The following is a 22,334-nucleotide window of genomic DNA, read 5'->3' as shown; positions in this document are numbered from 1 at the left end:
CGTCCCCCGCTCAGCCGGAACGGCGCCGGCGGGCGCCGCGCAGGGCCACGGCGACGGACGCGACCGCGGCGAGCACCAGGCCGATCACCACGTGCCGGGTGCCGGGGCCCTCCTCGCGCGGAGCGGCGGCGATCTCGGTGGTGTGGGCCGCGGTGAGCTGCGCGGTGCCGCCGCCGCCCGCGTGCACGGGTGCGGTGGGGGCCTGCGCGGGCCGGCCCGGCTGGAGGACCTGGACGCTGCCCCTGACCTTGCCGCTGACGCCGTCGCAGGTCACCTTGATCTCGTAGATCCCTGGCGTCGCTGACGAGCGGATGTGGGCCTGGGTGGTCAGAGTGGGCTGGTCGGCGGACGGGGCGAGATCGCCGGGGTTCTCGAAGGCGTCCGAGTAGGCCTTGCCCTTGGATTCCTTGCAGCCGGAGACCCTGAGGTCGACCTGGGTCCCGGGGGCGGGGGCGTACGGGGTGACCGTCACGGAACCGGTGGATCCGTCGTTTCCGCCGCTTTGCGCGCCTTCCGCGTGGGCAGCGGCGACGGGCAGTGTCACCAGTACCGCTGCCGCCCCTATCGCACGGAGAGCGAACATCTCTCTACGCATTGTGAACCTCCTGTATTGGAAGGGTCACGCGCGCAGGCCGGATCCGCATCCCGGGGGCGCCGGGAAAGGCCGCCCCCGGAGCCGGGATCAGACGAGTTCGACCAGGTCAGCGATGGAATTGACGACCTCGGAAGGCCGGAAGGGATAACGGTCGATGTCGGCCCTGCCGGTCAGCCCGGTCAGGACGAGGAAGGTCTTCATCCCGGCCTCGAGGCCCGCGAGGACGTCGGTGTCCATGCGGTCGCCGATCATGGCGCTGCTCTCCGAGTGTGCCCCGATCGCGTTCAGGCCCGTCCGCATCATCAGCGGGTTCGGCTTGCCCGCGAAGTAGGGCTGCTTGCCGGTCGCCTTGGTGATCAGCGCGGCGACGGCGCCGGTGGCGGGCAGCGGGCCCTCGGTGGAGGGGCCGGTCTCGTCCGGGTTGGTGCAGATGAAGCGGGCGCCGGCGTTGATCAGGCGGACGGCCTTCGTCATGGCCTCGAACGAATAGGTGCGGGTCTCTCCGAGAACCACGTAGTCCGGGTCGTGGTCCGTGAGGACGTACCCGATGTCGTGCAGCGCCGTCGTCAGGCCGGCCTCGCCGATGACGTACGCCGTGCCGCCGGGGCGCTGGTCGTCGAGGAACTTGGCGGTGGCCAGGGCCGACGTCCAGATGTTCTCGACCGGCACCTCCAGGCCCATGCGGGTCAGCCGGGCCTGGAGATCGCGGGCGGTGTAGATCGAGTTGTTCGTCAGCACCAGGAAGGGCTTGCCCGACTCGCGGAGCTTCTTGACGAAGGCATCGGCGCCGGGGATCGGGACGCCCTCGTGGATGAGCACACCGTCCATGTCGGTGAGCCACGATTCGATGGGCTTGCGCTCTGCCATGTGCCGGTCTCCTGCCATACAAGAAAACACTGGGGTCAAGAAATAGCTGGGGGCGCCGGGACCGCTCTGTGCCGACACCCCCCAAGCCTAATCAGGACGGGCTGATCTTGACCCCGCCGAGCCCGCGTGAGCGGCGGCAGGTCAGCTGCCCGTCGCCGCCTTCCAGTCCTCCACGTACGTCTGGAGGTTCTTGTCGATGTCGTTCCAGTCGGGCTCGAAGATCTCGACGCCGTCCATCACCTTGGCGAGGGCGATGGCGTTCTCGTCGGTCGCTTTGACGTCCTTGCGCGCGGAGAAGCCGCCGCCGATGGAACTGACCTGCTGCTGCGCCTTGGTGGACAGCATGAAGTCGAGGAGCTTCTTGCCGTTCTCGCTGTGCGGGGCGTTCTTCACCAGGCCGCCGGCGTAGGGCAGGGCGAACGAGGTCGGCTTGCCGCCGGCCTTCTTCGGGAACCAGATGCCGAGGTTCGGCATGGTCTTGGCCTGCGCGAAGCTCATCTGCACATCGCCGTTGGCGACGAGGAGTTCACCCTTGTCGACCTTGGGGGCGAGCTTGCCGGTGGAGGCGGACGGGCCGACGTTGTTGGCCTGGAGCTTCTTCAGGTATTCCATGGCGGGCTTCTTGCCGCCGAAGTCGTGCATGGCCTTGACGACCACGGCGGTGCCGTCGCCGGCGACGCCGGGCGTGGAGTACTGGAGCTTGTTCTTGTACTTGCCGTCGAGCAGCTCGTCCCACGTGGTGGGCGCCGTCTTCAGGTCCTTCTTGTTGTAGACGAAGCCGAAGTAGTTGTTCACGACGGAGGTCCAGGCGCCGTCGGCGGCCTTGTCGGCCCCGTCGACCTGGTCGGCGCCCTGGGGCGTGTACTTCTCCAGGAGGCCCTTGCCGTCGGCCTGCTGGATGAACGGCGGGAGCGTCACGATGACGTCGGCCTGGGTGTTCGACTTCTCGCGGGCGGCGCGCTGCACCATCTCGCCGGAGCCGCCCTCGACGTACTTGACCTTGATGCCGGTCTTCTTCGTGAAGTCCTTGAAGACCTGGTCGTACCAGCCGTCGCCGTTCTCGCCCTTGAGGCCGTCCGCGCTGTACACGGTGACGGACTTCTCGTCGGAGGCGGCGGAGCTGCCGCCGCAGGCGGAGAGGGTGGCGGCGAGGGCGATGCTTCCGGTGACGGCGGCGATCGGCTTGAGCAGGTTTCTGCGCATGGCGAGGTGAACTCCTTGCAGCGATACGGGAATCGAGGGTCAGGAATCGAGGGTCAGCGGTAGGAGGCTTTGGTGCGGATCCGCGAGACGAGCAGCAGGACGAGCAGCGTCGCTGCCATGAGGATCACGGAGATCGCCGATCCGGTGAACAGGGAGCCGCGGTCGGTGATCGCGTAGATCTGCACGGGCAGCGGCATCCAGTCCGGCGGGTAGAGCATCATCGTGGCGCTCAGTTCGCCCATGGACAGGGCGAAGCAGAGTCCCGCGGCCGCGTTCAGCGACGGCAGCAGGAGGGGCAGCTTGACCTTCCACAGGACGTACGAGGGGCGGGCGCCGAGTGACGCGGCGGCCTGTTCGTACGCGGGGTCAAGTCGTACGATCGCGGCCGAAACCGACTGATAGGCGAACGCCGTGACAAGAATCGTGTGCGCCAGGATGACGATCCAGCGGGTCCCGTTGAGCACCAGCGGCGGCTTGGAGAACGCGACGAGCACGGCGAGGCCGACCACGACGGACGGTACGGCGACCGGCAGCATGAACAGGGCGTCGAGGACCCTGCGCCCGCCCTTCCTGAGGGCGGCGGCCGCGAGCGCGGCCCAGGTGCCGACGAGGAGGGCGAGGAGGCTCGCGCTGACGGCGGTGACCAGGCTGGTGGTCAGTGCCTGGAGGGACGCGCCGCTGGTGGCGGCCTGGTAGTGGGCGCCGGTGAATCCGGTCGGGAAGGCGCTCGACCAGTTCGTGGCGAACGACGCGGCGACGATGACGAGCAGCGGCAGCGCGAACAGCGGCAGGAAGAAGGCGCAGAAGAGAACCCAGGTGGCCCACTTGCCCTTACGGCTATGCACCAGCACGGCGGCTCACCACCCTGTAGAGGCCGTAGAGGCCGACGGAGATCAGGACGTTGACGACGGCGACCACGCACGCGCCCGGGTAGTCGGACTCGAGGATCGCCTTGCTGTACACGAGCATCGGGAGCGTGGTGACGCCCTTGGCGCCGGTGAAGAGCACGATGCCGAACTCGTTGAGGCACATGACCAGGACGAGGCTGCCGCCGGCGGCGAGCGCGGGCAGCGCCTCGGGCAGGATGACCCGCCGCACGATGCGGGCCGGCTTCGCGCCCAGTGAGGACGCCACCTCCAGCTGCGCGGTCTCGATCTGCGAGAACGCGGCGAGCAGGGGCCGCATCACGAACGGTGTGAAGTACGTGATCTCGGCGAGGAGCACGCCCCACGGGGTGGTCAGGAACTGGAAGGGCCCGGTGGCGGCGCCCGTGACGTCCGTCCACAGTCCGTTGGCCATGCCCACGGACCCGTAGACGAAGAGCAGCGCGAGGGTGATGAGGAAGGACGGGAAGGAGAGGAACACGTCGATGAACTTGGCGACGGCCTTTCCGCCGGGGAACGGGACGAACGCGATGACGAGCGCGAGCGCGAACCCGAGCACGAGGCAGCCGACGGTCGCTCCCAGCGCCAGCCACACCGTCGTCCCGAGCGCCTCCCGGAACGCGGACGACGCGAAGACGTCGGCGTACGGCCCGAGGGAGGAGCCGCCGCTGTCGGGCTGCACGGACTGCTGCACGACGAGGGCGAGCGGGTAGAGGAACACGAGGGCCAGGACGGCGACGGGCGGCAGCGCCCACACCCACTTCGGCATCCCCTTGCGGGGCCCCGTCGCCTTGCTCACCGGCGTGCTCAGCGTGGCACTAGCCATCCTTGCTCACCCCGGCCGAGAGCAGCACCGCGTCCTCGGGTGCGAAGTGCACGGTGACCTCTTCGCCGAGCGCGGGCGGGGTGCGCAGTTCGCGCAGGTCGGCCTTGAGCCGGTGGCCGTCCACGTCGACGTACAGGCGGTGGGTGGAGCCGCGCCACTGCACCTCGGACACGGACCCGGTGAGGGCGTTGGGCCCGTCACCGAGTCCGACGAGGTGCGGGCGCACGCACAGCGTGGCGGACACCCCGGAGGCGACGTCGCCGGTGGGCACCTTCAGCTGGGCGCCCGCGAAGGACACCGTGTCCGAGCCCACCTGGACCGGAAGCAGATTGGCGTTGCCCACGAACGAGGCGGTGAATTCGGTGCGGGGCCGGCGGTACAGCTCCTGCGGGGTCCCGCAGTCCTGGAGCCGCGCCTTGTCCATGACCGCGATCCGGTCGGCGAGGGTGAGTGCCTCGACCTGGTCGTGGGTGACGTAGAGGATCGACACGTCGGGCAGCTCGCGGTGGAGTCTGGCCAGCTCGGCCAGCATGCCGGAGCGCAGCTGCGCGTCGAGCGCGGACAGCGGCTCGTCGAGCAGGAGCACCCCGGGCCGGATCGCGAGGGCCCGCGCGATGGCCACCCGCTGCTGCTGTCCGCCGGACAGCTCGCGCGGGTAGCGCTTCGCGTAGGACGCCATGCCGGTCATCTCGAGGGCCTCGGTGACCCGGGCGGGGATCTCGGCCTTGGCGACCTTCTGGGCCTTCAGGCCGAAGGCGACGTTGTCCTCCACGCGCAGGTGCGGGAACAGGGCGTACTGCTGGACGACCATGCCGATGCCGCGCCGGTGGGGCGGCAGGTCCGTGACGTCGCGGTCGCCGATCAGGACGCGGCCCGTCGCGGGCCGCACGAATCCGGCGACGGCGCGCAGGGCCGTCGTCTTGCCGGAGCCGGACGGGCCGAGCAGCGCCATGACCTCGCCGGGCTCGACGGTCAGGTCGAGGGAGTGCAGGACGGTGTTCGCGCCGTAGGCGACGGACACCTTGTCGAAGCGGATGCCGCTGGCCATCAGCTCTCAGCTCCCAGGCGCACGACGGGTATGGGGTCGGTCTTGTCTCTCACGGCGGCCACGCTCCTCGGAGCGGATGACCCGTGTAGGTCCGCACGGCAACGGGACGGTGAACGGCCACCCAAAGTTGGCCTAGACCCGTTACGTTTCCGTAACCGAAGTGCGCCAACCGCCGCCCCTCTGCGGTCAGTTACCCAAACGCGTGGTGAACGAGAACCGGTCCCCCCGGTAAAGCGTCCGCACCCGTTCCGTGGGCCGGCCGCCCGTGTCGTACGAGACACGGTGAATGAGAAGCATCGGCAGGGCGGGCGGCGTGCCGATCAGAAGGGCCTCGCGCGGGGTGGCCAGCACCGTCTCGATGCGCTCGTCGGCGGACCCGAACTCGATCCCGAGCCGCTCGTGCACATACGTGTAGAAGGACGAGTCCGGATCGAAGTCGACGTCGAGGCGCGGCATCCGCGACACGGCCACATAGGTGCTCTCCAGGCCGACGCGCTCGTCGTCGGCGAGCAGCACACGCTCCATGTGCCACACGGGCTCGCCCCGCTCGACCTCGATCTCACCGGCGAGGGCGGGCGGGCAGGGGAAGCGGTCGAGGCCGATGAGCGTACGTCCCGGTCGGCGGCCCTGACGGCGCACGCCCTCGGTGTAGCTGGCCATCGACAGCGGCTGCTCCAGCTTGGGCCCGGCCACGACCGTCGCCCGGCCCTGGCGGCGCAGGCGCCCTTCGAGCAGCAGCTCACGCAGCGCCTGGCGCACGGTCTCGCGCGCCACCTCGAAGCGCAGGGCCAGATCCCGCTCGGTGGGCAGCGGCTCGCCCTCGCCCAGCTCGTCGAGGAGCGCGGAGACATGGGCCTTGACCGCGTAGTACTTCGGGATGCGGCCGTGCTCGGGAATGCCGGCGCGCACGGGTGCGCCAGGTGCCTGGTCGTTCGGGTAATCCACCCAGGGATGTTCGCAGACATTTGTTAACGGGGTGACGGGGTGGTTGTCAGCGGGCGTCGGGGGCGGTTGCTCACGGGCGCCGGGGGGACGGTTGTCAACGGGTACCGGGGTGGTCGGGAGCGCGGGGCGCAGGGCGGGCCGGCGTGGCCGGAATCGGCCCTCAGCGGCGGTCGGTGCGCAGCCGCCGGGAGCCCGCCACGAGGGCCGCGCCGAGGAAGAGCAGGGCGCCGGACGCGAGGCCGAGTCCGCGCAGGGAGCGCGACCCGGTCAGCGCGAGCTCGTCGGGCGAGAAGGGGCTTACGTCGGTGTCGGGGGCGGGTTCTTCGCCGGCGCCTGTGCCGGGGGCGGTGTCGGTGTCGGTGTCGGAGTCAGGGGCCGTGTCGGGTTCTTTCCCGGCGCCGGTGTCGGTGCGTGTGTCGGTGTCGGGGGTGGAGCCTGTGTCGCTGTCGGGCGTGGAGCCCGTGTCGGTGGTGGGGGTGGAGCCTGTGTCGGTGGTGGGGCCGGTCCCGTCGGGGGTTCGGCCGCTCGCGGTGCCGCTGTCGTGGCCTGGCTCGCGCAGGCCCGCGTCGGGTTCGTCGCGCTGCTCACCGGGGCGCCTCCCCGACTGCTCGCCGCCCTCATCCCTGCCCTTCCCCTTCCCCTTCTCCTTGCTCTTGCTCTTGCCCTTGTCCTTGCCGTTCGTGAGCGTGAACCGGTAGTCGCCCGACTCCCCCACCCAGTCGCCGTCGTCGTCCCGGCGCTGCACGACGGCCGCGTTGGCGACGACGCTGTTCGGCCGGGCGTCGGAGGTGAACGTGAGCCGCGCCTGGACGGTGAGGGTCCTGCCCGGGCCCACCCGGAAGCCGGGGAAGCCGTCGTCGAAGACGCCGATGTTCTCGCCCCGGTCGGTCCGCTCGAAGCGGACGGGGTGGCGGCGCTTGCCGTCCGAGAACTCCAGCTGGATCTGCCGCGTGGCCAGCGTCCGCTTCTCGTCGATGAGTACGAGGACGGGGTGGATGTCGGCGCACTCGGCGTCGGTCTCGTTGGTGAGGTCGAGGGACCAGGTCCGGGAGCCGCCCCCGGGGTGGTACGTCGCGGGGCCGCCGTGGATCCGGGTGCTGATCGGGAAGACGGCGGGATGCCTGGCGGCGCAGGTGGGCTCACGCGGGGCGGACCCGGCGCGGACCGGTTCGGCCGCGAAGGGGGAGCCGCCGGTCACCGCGGAGGTCAGAGCCACGGCGGTCAGGGCCACGGCGGTGACGGCGAGCGGGATACGCAATCGCATGGGGAGCCTTCGCTGATCGCGGGGCGGGAAGGGTACGGCCGTCGCGACCGTGCCACGCGCGCCACGCCCCGTACGGGACCAGCAGGGCCCCGTACGGCCCGATGCCCGAGCGATTCCCCTCGATCAGCTCAGATTTCTTTCATTCCGGTTGGCTCCGGCCGGCCGGGGATCTCCGTCATTCCGGTTGGCCGGGGAAGCGGCCGTGCGCCCGGCCGTACAGGGGCGCGAGGACCAGTTGGGCGGCGCCCTCGACCACCACGCTCTGCGAACCTGGCGCGCGCAGGACAGGGACCTCCACCGTGCCGCCGCGCCGCGCCCGCTCGCCGAGGACCGCCCGTACCCCTTCGACGAAGCGGTCCTCGGCGGCCGCGACCGTGCGCCCGCCGAGGAGGACGAGGTCGATGTCGAGGAGGCCGACCATGTTCGCCGCGCCTTCGCCGAGCACCCGCGCGGCCTCGTCGAAGGAACCGGCCGCGACCGCCGCGAGGCACAGCGCCTCGATGCAGCCGCGATTGCCGCAGCCGCAGAGCGGACCGTCCAACTGGATCACCTGATGGCCGAATTCGCCCGCTCCGGTGTGCGGCCCGCGGTAGGGCGCTCCGCCCAGGACGAGTCCGGCACCGAGCCCCGTACCGAGGTGGAGGTACGCGAACGAGTCGCCGCACCCGGCGAGCGCGAGGCCGAGCGCGGCAGCGTTGGTGTCCTTGTCCACGACCACGGGAAGCCCGAGCCGCCCCGCGAGCGCGTCCCGCAGCGGGAACCCGTCCCACTCGGGAAACCCGGTGACGCGGTGCAGCACGCCGGAGGAGTGATCAAGGGGCCCGGGCAGCGCGACACCTACGCCGAGGACGCGGGGCGTGAGGGGTGTGCGGGGGTCAGGGTGTACGCCGGGGTCTTGGGCATGGGGGGCCTGCGCATCGAGGGCCTGCGCGGCATCGGGGGCCTGCGCGTCCGGGTGGCCCGGGGCTTCAGAATCGCCCGGGGCTGCGGAGTCGCCCGGGGCTTCGGAATCGCCCGAGGCTTCGGAATCGCCCGAGGCTTCGGAATCGCCCGAGGCTGCGGCATTCGGGACCCCCGCGCCCGGCTCCACCCCCTCTCCCCCCTCTCCCTCTCCCGCCGCCACATCCCTCAGCAGCGCCTCCACCTCGCTCGCCGCCGCCTCCACCACCGCGTCGCCGCCCGCGCCGAAGGCCAGCGGTGCGCGGCGTTCGGCGACGACCGTGCCCGCGAGGTCGACCAGGACCGCCGTCAGTTCGTCGCGGTCCAGGTGCAACCCGACCGCGTATCCCGCGTCCGGCACGAGGCGCAGGACGGTGCGCGGCTTGCCGCCCGTCGAGGCGCGGCGGCCGGCCTCCGTCACCAGGCCCTGCTCCCGGAGGCGCGCCGTGATCTTGCTGACGCCCTGGGGGGTGAGCCCCGTGCGCTCGGCCAGTTCGAGCCTGCTGATGCCCTCGTCGCCCGCCGTGCGCAGCAGATCGAGTACGAGTGCGGCGTTATGGCCTCGCAGCACCGCCAGATTGACCCCGGAGTTAGCCCTGTTCACTCCCCCATTGTCCCTTCCGCTTGCACTTTGGCAACACCGTTGCTTAAGTGGATGCATGACTGAAGGCATGACATCAGGTACGGCAGATACGGCTGAGGCCACCGGCTCCCCTCGCCCCCCTCTCCGCGTCGGTCTCGTCGGCTACGGCCTGGCGGGCTCCGTCTTCCACGCCCCGCTGATCGCCGCGACCGACGGCCTCGTGCTCGACACGGTCGTCACCTCGAACCCGGAGCGTCAGGCGCAGGCCCGCGCCTCCTTCGGTGACGGCATCCGCTTCGTGGCCACCCCGGACGAGCTGTGGCCCCTGGCCGACGAGCTCGACCTGATCGTCATCGCCTCCCCGAACAAGACGCACGTACCGATCGCGACGGCCGCCCTCAAGGCGGGCCTCCCGGTCGTCGTCGACAAGCCGATCGCCGGCACCGCTGCCGAGGCGCGTGAGCTCGCGGCCCTGGCCGAGGAGCGCGGTTTGCTCCTCTCGGTCTTCCAGAACCGCCGCTGGGACAACGACTTCCTGACTCTGCAGGGCCTGATCGCGGACGGCGAGCTCGGCGACGTCTGGCGTTTCGAGTCGCGCTTCGAGCGCTGGCGGCCGCAGCCCAAGGGCGGCTGGCGCGAGTCCGGCGACCCGGAAGAGATCGGAGGTCTCCTCTACGATCTCGGCAGTCACGTCGTCGACCAGGCCCTGGTCCTGTTCGGCCCGGCCGTCTCGGTCTACGCGGAGTCCGACGTGCGGCGCGCGGGCGCGGCGGCCGACGACGACACGTTCATCGCGATCACGCACGCGAACGGCGTCCGCTCCCACTTGTACGTCTCCGCGACCGCGGCCCAGCTCGGCCCGCGCTTCCGCGTCCTCGGCTCGCAGGCCGGCTATGTGAAGTACGGCCTCGACCCGCAGGAGGCGGTGCTGCGCGAGGGCACGATCCCGGCGGCCGGCGAGCCCTGGGGCGTGGAGCCCGAGTCGATGTGGGGCCGGATCGGCTCCGGTGAGTCCCCGCTGACCGGCGGCGGACGCCCCGTCGAGACGCTCCCCGGCGCCTACCCCGCGTACTACGCGGCCGTCGCCGCCGCGCTGCGCGGCACCGGCGAGAACCCGGTCACCGCCGAGCAGGCAGCGTCCGCGCTCGACGTCCTGGAGGCGGCCCGCCGCTCGGCCCGCGACGGTGTGACGGTGACCCTGTGAGCGCGCCGACGACCGAGGAGATCGAGGAGCAGGAACGCCGCCTGATCCTGCCGAAGTTCGGTTACGAGGACGCCTGGGAGCTGGGCTCGCTGCTCGTCGAGCTGGCCAGGGAGCGCAAGGCTCCGGTGGCGATCGACATCACGCGCGGCGGCCAGCAGCTCTTCCACGCGGCGCTCCCGGGATCGACCCCGGACAACGACGCCTGGATCGCTCGCAAGCGCCGCGTCGTCGAGCGCTATGCCTGCTCGTCGCTGCTGGTCGGAACCCGTTTCCGGGCGAAGGGCACGACGTTCGAGGACTCGTCCAGGCTCGACCCGGACACGTACGCGGCACACGGCGGGGCGTTCCCGATCGCCGTCGAGGGCGCGGGAGTCATCGGAGCGGTGGTGGTCTCCGGCCTCCCCCAGCTGGAGGACCACGCACTGGTGGTCAAGGCCCTGGACCTCTTCATCACGGGCTAGTCAAGCGCCCCACACACAAGGGGCGCGGGGAACTGCGCGCTCAGCCACGACGGACCCGCGGCCGACGAACGACCGCGGGCCGGCGAGCCCCGCAGTTCCCCACCTGACCCGGCGGAGCGCTTACGCGTCCTTGAGTTCCTGGCGCTGCCGCCCCAGACCCTCGATCTCCAGCTCCACCACGTCCCCGGCCCGCAGGTACGGCTTCGGCTCGGGCTGCCCCATCGCTACGCCCGCCGGCGTCCCCGTGTTGATCACGTCGCCCGGGTACAGGGTCATGAACTGGCTGACGTACCGGACCACTTCGGCGACCGGGAAGATCTGGTCGGCCGTCGAGCCGTCCTGCTTCAGTTCGCCGTTCACCCACAGCTTCAGGCCGAGCGCCTGCGGGTCCGCGACCTCGTCCGCCGTCACGAGCCAGGGGCCCAGCGGGTTGAACGTCTCGCAGTTCTTGCCCTTGTCCCACGTGCCGCCGCGCTCGATCTGGAACTCGCGCTCGGACACGTCGTGCGACACCGCGTACCCGGCGACGTGCGCGAGGGCCTCCTCGTGCGACTCCAGGTAGCGCGCCGTACGCCCGATGACGATCGCCAGCTCGACCTCCCAGTCCGTCTTCACGGACTTGCGCGGTACGAGCACGGTGTCCTCGGGGCCGACGACCGTGTCCGCCGCCTTGAAGAAGACGACGGGCTCCGCCGGCGGCTCGGCGCCGGTCTCGGCGGCGTGGTCGTGGTAGTTCAGGCCGATGCACACGACCTTGCCGATCCGCGCGACGGGCGGGCCGACCCGCAGGCCGTCCGCGTCGAGCACGGGCAGGTCGCCGGACGCGGCGGCGGCCCGTACGCGCCCCAGCGCCGCGTCGTCGGCGAGCAGCGCCCCGTCGATGTCGGGGACGACTCCGCCCAGGTCACGCAGGACACCTTCGGCATCGAGCAGGGCCGGGCGCTCCGCCCCCGCGATACCGACTCGCAGCAGCTTCATAGTTGAGACTCCCTTGATCGAGGAGGGACCTCACGACGGGTGCAGCCGTCGGAGGACTGGTCGATCGTCCAAGGTCCTCGTCCAGTCCGCAATACCTCGTTCACGGACTGGACCTTTACGCGGCAGTAGCAAGCACCGCGGCGGAGGGCATGTCGCGGTAGAGGACGGCCCGTTCGACGGCGCTCCACGTCGTGCTCGTCACCACGTACAGGGCGGCCGCGAGCGGCACGAAGCCCACCGTGAACAGCGTCATGAACGACATCAGCGGCATGATCTTCGTCATCGAGGCCATGGCACCCGCGCCGGGCGCCTGCGGCCCGTCCGCGGCGGCCGGCAGCATCGGCTGGGCGGCCATCTGACGCTTCGTACGGACGTAGTTGAAGCTCGCCACCGCCGCGACGATCGCGAACAGAACCAGATAGACGGCGCCCTGCGCGCCGAAGAGGCCGCCGTCCGCGAGCGCGTCCTTGAAGCGCCCGCCGAGCGGCGCGGCGCCGAGGGTGTGGCCGAGCAGGGCGTTGGGCTCGCCGCCGATGCTGCCGTTCGAGAACAGGTGGTAGAGCAGGAAGAAGGCGGGGAGCTGGAAGAGGCTCGGCAGGCAGCCGGACAGCGGCGAGACCTTCTCCTCCTTGTGCAGCTCCATGATCGCCTTCTGGAGCTTCTCGGGGTTCTTCTTGTGCTTCTTGCGCAGCTCCGCGATGCGCGGCTGGAGCTTGGCGCGCTGGCGCTGCCCGCGAGCCGAGGCCCGGGACAGGGGGTGGACGAGGAGGCGTACGAACGCGGTGAACAGGACGATCGCCGCCGCGGTCGCCGAAGCGTGGAAGACCGGGTCGAGCAGGTCGGCGATGTGCTCGACCAGGCTGGCGAAGACAGACATGAACGTAGACATGGGTGAGCCCTCCGGGGGTCCCGTCGTGCCGGAATCGGAAGACCGCCGGGAAGGGCGGCCGATCGGCGTGACGGCCCGTAGGGGGACTGCGGTCCCCTTGGGGGACTGCGGGTGGAGCGGGTGGAGCGGGTCCCCTACGCGGCCGTCAGGAGGAGACGGCCGGGTGCTCGGGGGCGGCTGCGCCCGCGGGCGTCGGGATCGCGCTGCGGCAGGAACGCGGTGCGTTGCTCCCGGTCGCGCATCGCTGTGCGGACCCGGGTGGGGGGCACGGCGGGGGCGCTGCGGGCGGCGAGCAGGGAGCAGACGGCGAGCGCGGAGCCCGCGGCGGCGGTCGCGGCGAGCGCGACGGCGGCGGTGAGGCTGCCGGTGTCGACGAGAACGGTCTCGACGAGGAGGAACAGGAACAGGGCGGCGGGCCGCAGGGCTGCGGTCCAGGTGCGCGTCATGTCCGGTGTCCCTCCTTCCTGTCTCTCGTTCACGCGTTGTGGCGTTCTGCCCGTTATACAGGATGGGCCGCGATCGGCAGAAGGGGCGTCATCGGCACCCCCGGCTCACCTGGGCCGCATCGACCGCAGCCTCCCCCACACCGCGAGCCGGTACTTGGACGTGTACTCGGGGGTGCAGGTGGTGAGCGTGATGTAGTACCCCGCCTCGCCGTAACCGGCGCCCCGCACGACGCCGCTGCGCGGCACGCTCGCGATGACGCCGCCGTCGCGCGCGGAGGTCTGCGAGAGGCTCTTGTCGACGACGTACGTGTACACGGCGCCGCGCGTACGGACCTGGACCTCGTCACCCTTGCGCAGCCGGTTGATGTACCGGAAGGGCTCCCCGTGGGTGTTGCGGTGCCCGGCGAGAGCGAAGTTCCCGGCGCGGCCGGGCTGCGCCGTGCCCGGATAGTGGCCGACGTAGCCCTTGTTGAGGACGTTCTGCTTCCCGACGCCCTCGGCGACGGGAACGGTGAGCCCGAGGCGGGGGATGGTGAGGACGGCGTAGGCCTGGTCCCAGTGGGGCGTTTCCCGGGAGGTGGAGGTGGAGTCGGCGGATGTACGGCGTCCGGACCCGCTCCCCGACCCGTCGCCGCCCGACGAACCGGCCGGGGTGTCGTCACCGGCCGGATCCGTGGCGTCGCCCTGGTTCCCGTCGCCCTGCCCCTCCTCAGGGGTGGCCGCCCACTCACGCTCCAGCGCCTGCACCTTGCGCTCGGCGCCGGCGCGGGCCTCGCGGTTGGTCCACCACAGCTGATGGACGACGAGAAGGAGAAGGACGACCCCGAGGGTGACGGTGACCTCGGCGCCGGTCCACAGGGTGCGGCGCAGGGCCGAGGGGCGCCGCAGGGCCGAGGGGCGACGGCCGGGCGCACGGCGTCCCGCGCGCAGGGTTGAGGGACGGAGGCCGGGGACCCGACGCCCCGCGCGCGGCCCCTGCCGCACGACGACCGGCCGCCGCTCCCGGTCCCGGCCCCGCCGCCACTCCCGCACCCGCTTCGGCTCCCGCACGGCCGCAAGATAGGCCCTGCTCCCGTAACTCACCAGTGACCGGACTGAACGGACCGGCCCGCCCTACCCACCCTTAAGATCGCGCCTCATGGGTCCCCTCTGGCTACTTGCGCTGATCCCTTTCATATCGGGCCTGGTCCTGGCCACCTCCCAGGGGCTGCAGCTCGTCACCGAGACGCTGCGCCGCGCCACCGGGACGGTGGTCGAGGCGACCGTGACCGGTCATGTCGCGTCGAACGAGGCGTCGTACGCGGTGCTGCACCCGGTGGTCAGCTGGACGGCGGCCGACGGCACCGCGCACGAGCGGGCGCTGCCCGACGAGGTCGGCGCCCACGCTCTCCGGGAGGGCAGCCGCGTACGGGTGCGCTTCGACCCGGCCCACCCCGAACTGGCGGCCCTGGACTCCGACAGCCGCTACCGCTCGTACCTGGCCTGGATGTGGGCGGGGATGGTGCTGTGGGCGGGCACGCTGGCCGTGGTGGTCGGGCGCATGGCGTACGTCTTGAACGAAAGCAACGGCTACGCGAGCCTGTGGTGACCTGGCGCCGGTGACGGTGGTCGGCAGTACGGTGTCACCCATGCGCCCCGACACGCCTGCTACGCCCGCCGAGCCTGTAGACCCTGTCAACCACATCGCCGAAGCCGAGCGCCTGGAGCGCATCGCCGGCCTGTACCCGGAGGACGCCGAGCAACTGCTCCTCCAGGCCGCGGCGCACTACGAACTGGCCGATGCCCGCCCACGCGCGGCCTCCCTGTACGACCGCCTGCTCGCGGGCCCGCCGCCCGAGCTGGAGCAGCCGCACCTCGTGAAGGCCCTGATGGCCGCGAACCTGTGGGAGTACGGCCACGAGGCGGAGGCCCGCGCGATCATCACGGGCATCCGGACAGCGGCCCCGAGGGACCCGGCCGCGCATGTGATCGCGGCGGAGGCCCTGGAGTCGCACGACGAACTGGAAGCGGCCCACGAGACCTTCACGGAGGCCCTGACGCTGCTCCTGCCGGAGGCGGAGCGCGCGAACCCGCCGTACGAGACCCACCCGCTCCTCCTGGGCCGCCACCGCGTACGCCGCCTGATCGGCGCGGAGCACGACGACTGGGACGCGCTCGCGGACCTCGTCCACAAGGCTGCGGTGTCCCTGGACGAACTCCACGACCCGAACCGGACGTGGGCGCTCGGCTCGAACAACCCGGCGGAGCTGAAGGCCGAAATCATGCGCCTGCACGCCGAGTTGGGCACGTACCGGCAGGCCCTGTCCCGCCCGTTCCCGGTGGCGGTACTGCACTGGCCGTCGACGGAACTGGCCGAACTGCTGGCCGCGTACCCGACCCTTGCCTCCGAATACCCGACCCACGAAGAGCACTTGTCGACCATAGAGTCCTCCCTCCGCGAACTCGCGGCCTCGGGCACACCGAACCTCGGCATCGTCACGGGCACGGTCCCGTCGTACGAGGCATTCGCGGCGTCAGAATCCTCGTCCCCGGCAGACGCGTCCCTGCTACCGCAGTACGCCACGACACTGGCGGCCCGAGGCCGAGCGATCCCGTGGCCGCCGGAGCGGGGGGCGGAGTGCTGGTGCGGGTCGGGGTCGGCGTACGGGGAGTGTCATGGGGTGGCGGAAAACTGACCTGACCGTGGACTGAGGGGTGTTGGGTCGGGGCCGGGCGTTCGCGTCGGCGGGCGGAAAGACGGGTGGACGGAGGGCGGAATCCGGAATTCCGCGAGGGATTCCGCCAGTCTTCGGCCCCTCGCCACACTATGTCCGACCTTTGCAGTACCGTCACACTTACCGATTGATGAACCGTCGGGCCGCTCCGTCCCCCCACGCAGGCCCCGACCTGTGTGCGCGAGGATGGTCATGCCCTACGAATCCGGTGCCGCATGGCAGTACGACGTACCCACGACGGGCAGCACGCACCTGCCGCCGGACTCCGGTTACGGCAAGGCCCTGTCCAATCAGGGCTACGGCTTCGAGGTCGCCGTCGCCGACCTCATCGACAACTCGATCGACGCGAAGGCCGACACGATCGTCGTGCACTTCCTGCGCGACGCCGACCGCATCCTGACCCTGCTGATCATCGACAACGGCCGGGGCATGGACGACGACGCCCTGGACGGGGCGATGACCGTGGGCCGTCGGCGGGACTACGGCGACGGCGCACTCGGCATGTACGGCACGGGCCTGAAGGCGGCGTCGCTGTCCAATGCGTCGGCGCTGACCGTGATCAGCCGTACCAAGCGCAGCCGGGCCGCGGGCCGCCGGCTGACCACCGAGGGCGTCGAGGACTCGTTCCGCTGCGACACCGTCGACCAGCGGTACGCGCAGGACATGGTCGACCGCTACGACGGCGTCATCGAGTGGCAGGGCACGGTCGTCCGCTGGGACGGGGTGCACGCGTTTGAGACTGTCGCGCGCGGGCACAGCGAGGCGTTCCTGTCGAAGGCCATAGCGCGTCTGGAGACCCATCTCGGCCTGTATCTCCACCGCTTCCTTCAGCGTGGTCTGCAGCTGGACATCGCCGTCTGGGATGTGACCGGCGCCGGTGCGGGGTTCGGCGAGGAGGTCGACCACATCGCCGTCGAGCCGCTGGACCCGTTCGGCTACAAGGTCCCGGGCAGCAAGGGCTATCCGCGTACGTTCACGGCTCCGGTCGAAGGCGTCGGCGACCTCGCGCTCACCGCCCATGTGTGGCCGGCCAAGTCAAATCAGGCCGGATTCCGCCAGATTGGTCCCCTGGCCGAGCGGCAGGGTTTCTACTTCTACCGCAACGACCGACTCGTCCAGGCCGGCGGCTGGAACAACCTGCGCAGCGCCGAGACCCATCTCGTCCTGGCCCGCGTGGCGGTGGATCTGCCGCTGGTGGCGAACAACGTCTTCAGTCTCGACGTGAAGAAGGAACGCGTCACGGTCACCCCGGCCTTCACCTCGGCAGTGGACAAGGCGGTGGACGCACAGGGGGCCACCTTCCAGCATTTCCTCGCCGCGGCCGAGACCGCGTACCGCGACGGATCGAAGCGTTCCGAGATCGTCCGCAAGGCCGTGACTCCGCCCGGCAAGGGGCTCGACCCAATGATCAAGCGGGTCATCAGGGAGGAGCTCCCGGAAAAGCCGGGCGAGGACCCCATCGCGTTCACGTGGACGACGCTGGCCGACGACGTCTTCTTCGCCCTGGACCGGGAGTCCAACGCGGTCCTTCTCAACAAGACGTACCGCGAGGACTTCAACGACGGCCGCCGCGGCGGTTCGAACGACGCGCCCGTCACCAAGACCCTGCTCTACCTGCTCCTCGAAGACTGCTTCGGCCTCGGCCGCTGGGAGCGGGCCCGGCAGGACCGGATCGACTACTGGAACACCATCCTTCTGGCGTCGGTCCGCTCCCAGCGTGAACGGCGTATGCGGCCCGACAGCTGACCTGCCGCCGCCACCGCCAGACGCACTCACGTCTCCTCACTTCGCCAAGGAAGCCGCCAGCATGACGACGGACGACGCTCTGCTTGAGATCCACACGAATGCCCTCGCCGGGATGGGCAGCACGCCTCGGCACTTCGGCAAGATGGCAGCATTCATCGCTGATGCCGGGCACCCCGACGAGGACCTCTCTGAGGAAACGTTCCGTGCCCGGATACTCAAGGGCGACAACGAACTTGTCGCCCTCTGGAACCGCCATCTGAACAACTGGGACTTCGCCCTGGAGGCCGCATGGGCCGACGGCGCCAGCCCGCGCACCCGGGCACGGCGCGACGCCGCATACGGCAAGCTCGCCCTCGGAACTGATCTGAGGAAGGTTCTCGACACTGTGGTGCCGATGTCCGAGATACCGGCACCGACGATCGTCACCAAGGACTTCCATGACTGGTACACCCTGGAGCGTGCCGCTGCCCGCTCCTTCTACTGGCGCGCCTACGAAGAGAAGCTCCAGTCAAAGGGGTGGTCCGCCGCCTCGATCGCCAGCCTGGACGAAGCGAGCCGTGCCGTCGTTGAACGGCTGACCGACCCCGAACAGATCCCGGCGCGCCAGGCGAAGGGGCTGGTCGTCGGCTACGTACAGTCCGGCAAGACCGCCAACTTCACGGGCGTGACGGCTAAGGCGATCGATGCCGGCTACCGCCTGGTCATCGTCCTCGGCGGCACGCTCAACATGCTGCGGGCCCAGACCCAGCGCCGCATCGACATGGAGCTGATCGGCCAGGAGAACATCCTGCGCGGGGCCGACCCGGACGACCTGGACTCGCTCGTCGGCGTCGACTACGTGGGCGACGACGACCCGGACTGGCCGAAGTTCGTCTCGCACGGCGGCCGTCCGTCCCTGCGCGGCGCGTTCGACATCGAGCGCCTCACCACCCGCGACAACGACTACAAGACCCTAGCCACGGGCATCCGTGCCCTTGAGTACGAGAAGCGCGACCAGACCCGTCCACTGCACCACCCCGCCAACCTGCACCACGCGGCGGCCCGCGTCATGGTCGTGAAGAAGAACAAAGCCGTGCTCAGCAAGCTGGTGAAGGATCTCAAGCAGATCAAGTCGCTGCTCGGCGAGCTGCCGACTCTGATCATCGACGACGAGTCTGACCAGGCGTCCCTCAACACATCGAACCCGAAGAAGTGGGCGGCTGGCAGCAAGGAGCGCACGGCGATCAACGACCAGATCTCCCAGCTGCTCGGGCTGCTGCCGCGTGCACAGTACGTCGGCTATACGGCGACCCCGTTCGCGAACGTCTTCGTGGACCCGTCTGACGCCCACGACATCTTCCCGACCGACTTCCTGATCTCGCTTCCCCGGCCTGCCGGCTACATGGGCGTCCAGGACTTCCATGACCTTGACAGCCCGGTCCCCGAAGCCGAACGCGACATCACCAACTCTCAGGAGAAGGCGCACGTACGCGGTATCTACACGGATACTTACGACGACGACCGCCTGCAGGAAGCGCTGGACGCGTTCCTCCTGACCGGTGCTCTCAAGCTGTACCGCGCGGAGCACGGGGTGACGGACGCCGACTTCCGCCACCACACGATGCTCGTCCACGAGTCGCTGAAGACGGACGACCACGCGGAGCTGGCGCTGCGCATCAACACCATGTGGCACGAGTCCGGCTACTCCTCCTCCGCGGGCCACGAGCGCCTGGCCGCCCTGTACGAGAAGGACTTCGCCCCGGTGTCAGCGGCGCAGGCTCCTGACCTGCCGACGCCGGCCACTTACGGCGAGCTGCGCGGATACGTCAGCGACGCCCGGCAGCGGATCACCTCTGGCGGCCGTCCGGTCATCGTCGTCAACGGTGACTCCGACGCCTACTTCGCCGCGCTCGACCTCGACTTCCACGGTCCGGTGCCGGTCTGGAAGATTCTGGTCGGGGGCACCAAGCTCTCCCGGGGCTTCACGGTCGAGGGCCTGACCGTGACGTACTACCGCCGTACGACGCATCAGGCTGACACGCTGATGCAGATGGGCCGCTGGTTCGGCTTCCGGCACGGCTACCGGGATCTGGTCCGGCTGTACATCGGCCGCGAGGAGGCCTACGGCCGGAAGCAGACCGCCGACCTCTACGAGCGGTTCGAGGCGATCTGCCGGGACGAGGAACTGTTCCGCCAGCAGCTCGCCAAGTACACCGGTCTGGTCGACGGTCAGCCGCGCCTTACCCCGGCACGAGTGCCGCCCCTGGTGGCGCAGCATCTGCGGACGCTGCCGCCGTCGGCGAAGAACAAGATGTTCAATGCGGAGCTGGTCGCGGTGAGGTCCCCGGGTGACTGGATCGAACCGCTCGCCTACCCGACAGACCGGGAAAGGCTCCGGCACAGCAACGAGGCCTGGCGCCCCGTGCTCGGCGCGCTGGACAACGACCCCTCCGTGTTCGTGCACCTCGGCGGTGACCGGGGCAGCTTCACCCGCTATGCCGCTAAGACCGCTGTCATCAGTCACAGCCAGCTACTCAAGACGCTGGACAGCGTGACCTGGGGGCGCCCTGACCTGGTGGCCCCGCACCTTGAGTACCTGCGGGACCCGGGGGAGCTGGGCTGCGCCACGGATGACTGGGTCGTGATCGCGCCGCAGATGTCCGACGGAGACAGCGCCGCGGGAAGCATTCTCGGCTCTGTGCCGCTCACGCTCGTCAAGCGAGGGCGCAACGAGCACGGCGTCTTCAACCGTCTCTCCGGTGTGGCCCACCGCCAGTCCGCGGAGCGCATCGCTGGCGCCCGCGCCCTCAGCGACGATGACCCCTTCGCGACCCAGCTGCACCAGCCCCGGCGCGGCGCCGTGCTGCTCTACGCGGTCGGGAACCAAGCCGACGGCTCACTGGACGGCCTGGTGGCCGGCGGGGCCGTCGCTCCGGACAAGGTGATCATCGCGGCGGCCATCATCCCCGCCACCGATCCCGCGGCCAAGCCGGTCCCGTACCTCACGTTCCGTACGATCGACTCGAAGAAGGACTCTCCGGTCATCGACGTCAGCTGAGCAGCTCCGCTCGCGGGAGGCGCAGAGCCAGTGCAGCCAGACAAGCCTGGTTGGGAGGCCCCGGAAGGATCCTGGGCCTCCTCGGCCGCGCGCCGCAGGAACATGCAGGCGATCCGCAGCCGCGACACGAAACCAGAACGCCTGCTCCGGCGTCTCCTGCACGCCCAGGGGCTGCGGTACCGGGTGGCCGCACGCCCGCTTCCCGGCCTGCGCCGGACGGCCGACATCGTCTTCCGACCGGTCCGGGTGGCCGTGTTCGTGGACGGCTGTTACTGGCATGGCTGCCCGGAGCACTACGTAGCGCCGAAAACTAACCCCGGCTACTGGTCCGGCAAAGTCGCCACCAATGTGGCGCGGGACCGTGACACCACTCAGCGCCTGGAGGAAGCGGGCTGGCTGGTGCTGCGGTTCTGGGAGCACCAGTCGGCGGACGAGTGCGCGGCCGTTGTCTCGCAAGCCGTCCTAGCTCGCCGAAAAGCTCTCCTGGACCGCCGTGAATGAGGGGTCTTCCTCCGGCTCGAATTCGGGGTGCGGGTCTTCTCGCAGCTCTCCCGTGCGCTGGAGAGCTGCCGCGATAGCACGCCCGACGGCCTCGGCAACCAGAGGCGGGAATGCGTTCCCCACCTGCCTGTACTGGGCCGTCTTCTTGCCCTCGAAGCGCCAGTCCTTGGGGAATCCCTGGATGATCGCCGCCTGGTCGACCGTCAGCATGGGGCCGCGCTCGTTCGCCAGACTTCCCAGGTCGCGGTCCCGGTCAGTGATCTTGTCCTCATCATTGGCCACGCCCATGCCGTTCACCCCGAGGGCGTTCCACGCCTTCTTGGCCCGGGTCGGTCCGAGATCGGCACCGCCGTGCTTCTTCGAGCCGCCCACGAGAGTCGGCGCGACGGTGCCAAGGCTCGCTTTGTCCCACCACTGCTTGAACAGCGGTGAGTCCTTCCCGCCAAGACGCCGGGCCATGGATTCCTCGAGCGCCTGCGCCACTGTCGTGATCTTCTTCCGGGGAACCGGCCAGTCGAATCCCCTGTACTGGTCCTTCCGGATGGCCACCAGGATCGCCCTCGGACGGAGCTGCGGAACACCAAAGTCCTGAGCTTCCAGGACATTCCAGCCGCAGATCACGTAGCCGGATTTACGCAGCCGGTTCTTGATGTGGTTGCGGTAGTAGCGGAATTTCGGCTCCGGCTCGACCAGGCCACGTACGTTCTCAATCATCACCGCGCGCGGCCGGAGCTGATCAACGAGATCCAGCATCTTCGGGAAGAGGTCACGCTCATCATCACGCCCGAGCTGCTTTCCGGCGGCCGAGAATGGGGGGCAGGGCACTCCGCCAGCAAGGAGGTCGAGTTCTCCCGGCTTAAGGAAATCGCCTTCCTCGCCGTGCTTCCCAGAGTTTCCCTTCTTCCCCTTGCTGGAGGGGCTGGGAACCTCTTCGAGTGGCTTGAAGGTATTCACATCGCGGTTGATGATGAGGCAGTGTTCCCGCTCCCACTTCCACGCGGGGTTCTCTCGGACGTTCAGAGCGAGCGTCGCGGCAGCGTACTGATCAATCTCCACGAGCGCCAAGTGCCGGAACTTCGCCGCGTGGAGCCCGACCGCCTGGCCGCCGGCACCGGCGCAGATCTCAATTGAGGTCAGCCTGTCGGCGGTGCTCATTCTCGGCTTCTCCTGGTGTGCGGCGTTGGCAGACATGCAAGTGTCGCAT

The 22,334-nt window shown here is 70.1% G+C and carries 21 protein-coding genes; 7 read left to right on the top strand and 14 right to left on the bottom strand.

Annotated features, from left to right (window positions below):
* Nucleotides 1–10: 10 nt before the first annotated feature.
* From ACIPWY_RS10885 to ACIPWY_RS10845, 9 genes are all read right to left on the bottom strand, one after another.
* Entirely contained in the window at nucleotides 11–583 is a 573-nt protein-coding gene (locus tag ACIPWY_RS10885) for a hypothetical protein (RefSeq protein ID WP_393704506.1), read from the bottom strand.
* A gap of 99 nt (nucleotides 584–682) precedes the next feature.
* Nucleotides 683–1,462 (bottom strand): HAD-IIA family hydrolase, encoded by a 780-nt coding sequence (locus ACIPWY_RS10880; protein ID WP_362906119.1) that lies wholly within the window; start codon nucleotides 1,460–1,462, stop codon nucleotides 683–685.
* 141 nt (nucleotides 1,463–1,603) lie between these two features.
* The gene (locus ACIPWY_RS10875) at nucleotides 1,604–2,665 is read right to left on the bottom strand and encodes a 2-aminoethylphosphonate ABC transporter substrate-binding protein (protein WP_362906120.1); all 1,062 of its coding nucleotides are present in this window, start codon (nucleotides 2,663–2,665) and stop codon (nucleotides 1,604–1,606) included.
* 53 nt (nucleotides 2,666–2,718) lie between these two features.
* Nucleotides 2,719–3,516, bottom strand: coding sequence for an ABC transporter permease (locus tag ACIPWY_RS10870; RefSeq protein ID WP_393704509.1), 798 nt, complete (start codon nucleotides 3,514–3,516; stop codon nucleotides 2,719–2,721).
* Nucleotides 3,503–4,375, bottom strand: coding sequence for a 2-aminoethylphosphonate ABC transporter permease subunit (locus ACIPWY_RS10865; RefSeq protein WP_393704511.1), 873 nt, complete (start codon nucleotides 4,373–4,375; stop codon nucleotides 3,503–3,505). Before ACIPWY_RS10865 ends, ACIPWY_RS10870 begins: the two co-directional genes overlap by 14 nt.
* Nucleotides 4,368–5,423 carry an ABC transporter ATP-binding protein gene (locus ACIPWY_RS10860; protein ID WP_401532812.1) on the bottom strand — a complete coding sequence of 352 codons (1,056 nt, stop codon included), beginning with the start codon at nucleotides 5,421–5,423 and terminating at the stop codon, nucleotides 4,368–4,370. Before ACIPWY_RS10860 ends, ACIPWY_RS10865 begins: the two co-directional genes overlap by 8 nt.
* 186 nt (nucleotides 5,424–5,609) lie before the next feature.
* A complete protein-coding gene (locus ACIPWY_RS10855) occupies nucleotides 5,610–6,368 on the bottom strand; it encodes a GntR family transcriptional regulator (RefSeq protein WP_362906128.1) in 759 nt (252 codons plus the stop codon).
* 160 nt (nucleotides 6,369–6,528) lie between these two features.
* Nucleotides 6,529–7,632: a hypothetical protein gene (locus tag ACIPWY_RS10850; RefSeq protein ID WP_401532810.1), complete on the bottom strand. Its 1,104-nt coding sequence runs from the start codon at nucleotides 7,630–7,632 to the stop codon at nucleotides 6,529–6,531.
* A gap of 175 nt (nucleotides 7,633–7,807) precedes the next feature.
* Nucleotides 7,808–9,175 carry an ROK family transcriptional regulator gene (locus tag ACIPWY_RS10845; protein WP_401532807.1) on the bottom strand — a complete coding sequence of 456 codons (1,368 nt, stop codon included), beginning with the start codon at nucleotides 9,173–9,175 and terminating at the stop codon, nucleotides 7,808–7,810.
* Nucleotides 9,176–9,242: 67 nt separating this feature from the next.
* Here ACIPWY_RS10845 and ACIPWY_RS10840 point away from each other — a divergent pair, with 67 nt between their 5' ends.
* Complete coding sequence (locus ACIPWY_RS10840; protein ID WP_393704687.1) at nucleotides 9,243–10,358, top strand: Gfo/Idh/MocA family oxidoreductase; 1,116 nt, start codon at nucleotides 9,243–9,245, stop codon at nucleotides 10,356–10,358.
* Complete coding sequence (locus tag ACIPWY_RS10835) at nucleotides 10,355–10,819, top strand: heme-degrading domain-containing protein (RefSeq protein ID WP_362906134.1); 465 nt, start codon at nucleotides 10,355–10,357, stop codon at nucleotides 10,817–10,819. Before ACIPWY_RS10840 ends, ACIPWY_RS10835 begins: the two co-directional genes overlap by 4 nt.
* Before the next feature lie 120 nt (nucleotides 10,820–10,939).
* Here the strand turns inward: ACIPWY_RS10835 and ACIPWY_RS10830 are convergent, their stop codons facing one another.
* The 4 genes from ACIPWY_RS10830 to ACIPWY_RS10815 all read right to left on the bottom strand — a co-directional run bounded on the left by ACIPWY_RS10830 (nucleotide 10,940) and on the right by ACIPWY_RS10815 (nucleotide 14,062).
* On the bottom strand, nucleotides 10,940–11,797 hold the full coding sequence (locus tag ACIPWY_RS10830) for a fumarylacetoacetate hydrolase family protein (RefSeq protein ID WP_401532804.1): 858 nt from the start codon (nucleotides 11,795–11,797) through the stop codon (nucleotides 10,940–10,942).
* 115 nt (nucleotides 11,798–11,912) lie between these two features.
* Nucleotides 11,913–12,686 carry a YidC/Oxa1 family membrane protein insertase gene (locus tag ACIPWY_RS10825; RefSeq protein ID WP_393704520.1) on the bottom strand — a complete coding sequence of 258 codons (774 nt, stop codon included), beginning with the start codon at nucleotides 12,684–12,686 and terminating at the stop codon, nucleotides 11,913–11,915.
* Nucleotides 12,687–12,820: 134 nt separating this feature from the next.
* Nucleotides 12,821–13,132 carry a DUF6412 domain-containing protein gene (locus ACIPWY_RS10820; RefSeq protein ID WP_362906140.1) on the bottom strand — a complete coding sequence of 104 codons (312 nt, stop codon included), beginning with the start codon at nucleotides 13,130–13,132 and terminating at the stop codon, nucleotides 12,821–12,823.
* A 105-nt stretch (nucleotides 13,133–13,237) separates the two neighbouring features.
* Complete coding sequence (locus ACIPWY_RS10815; protein WP_401533072.1) at nucleotides 13,238–14,062, bottom strand: class E sortase; 825 nt, start codon at nucleotides 14,060–14,062, stop codon at nucleotides 13,238–13,240.
* Nucleotides 14,063–14,270: 208 nt separating this feature from the next.
* On the opposite strand from ACIPWY_RS10815, the gene ACIPWY_RS10810 reads away from it, so the two are divergent.
* The 5 genes from ACIPWY_RS10810 to ACIPWY_RS10790 all read left to right on the top strand — a co-directional run bounded on the left by ACIPWY_RS10810 (nucleotide 14,271) and on the right by ACIPWY_RS10790 (nucleotide 21,130).
* Nucleotides 14,271–14,720: a DUF3592 domain-containing protein gene (locus tag ACIPWY_RS10810; RefSeq protein WP_390012415.1), complete on the top strand. Its 450-nt coding sequence runs from the start codon at nucleotides 14,271–14,273 to the stop codon at nucleotides 14,718–14,720.
* A 40-nt stretch (nucleotides 14,721–14,760) separates the two neighbouring features.
* Nucleotides 14,761–15,807 (top strand): SEC-C domain-containing protein, encoded by a 1,047-nt coding sequence (locus tag ACIPWY_RS10805; protein WP_362906144.1) that lies wholly within the window; start codon nucleotides 14,761–14,763, stop codon nucleotides 15,805–15,807.
* 231 nt (nucleotides 15,808–16,038) lie between these two features.
* Nucleotides 16,039–17,592 (top strand): ATP-binding protein, encoded by a 1,554-nt coding sequence (locus ACIPWY_RS10800; RefSeq protein ID WP_362906146.1) that lies wholly within the window; start codon nucleotides 16,039–16,041, stop codon nucleotides 17,590–17,592.
* A 61-nt stretch (nucleotides 17,593–17,653) separates the two neighbouring features.
* Entirely contained in the window at nucleotides 17,654–20,629 is a 2,976-nt protein-coding gene (locus ACIPWY_RS10795) for a Z1 domain-containing protein (RefSeq protein WP_362906148.1), read from the top strand.
* 30 nt (nucleotides 20,630–20,659) lie between these two features.
* Entirely contained in the window at nucleotides 20,660–21,130 is a 471-nt protein-coding gene (locus ACIPWY_RS10790) for a very short patch repair endonuclease (protein ID WP_362906150.1), read from the top strand.
* Here the strand turns inward: ACIPWY_RS10790 and ACIPWY_RS10785 are convergent.
* On the bottom strand, nucleotides 21,092–22,285 hold the full coding sequence (locus ACIPWY_RS10785) for a DNA (cytosine-5-)-methyltransferase (protein ID WP_362906152.1): 1,194 nt from the start codon (nucleotides 22,283–22,285) through the stop codon (nucleotides 21,092–21,094). The two genes, ACIPWY_RS10790 and ACIPWY_RS10785, sit on opposite strands and share 39 nt — an antisense overlap.
* Between the last annotated feature and the right edge of the window lie 49 nt (nucleotides 22,286–22,334).

Source organism: Streptomyces sp. NPDC090032 (assembly GCF_044748025.1).
Classification (GTDB): domain Bacteria; phylum Actinomycetota; class Actinomycetes; order Streptomycetales; family Streptomycetaceae; genus Streptomyces.
This window is presented reverse-complemented; position numbering and strand designations above follow the sequence as displayed.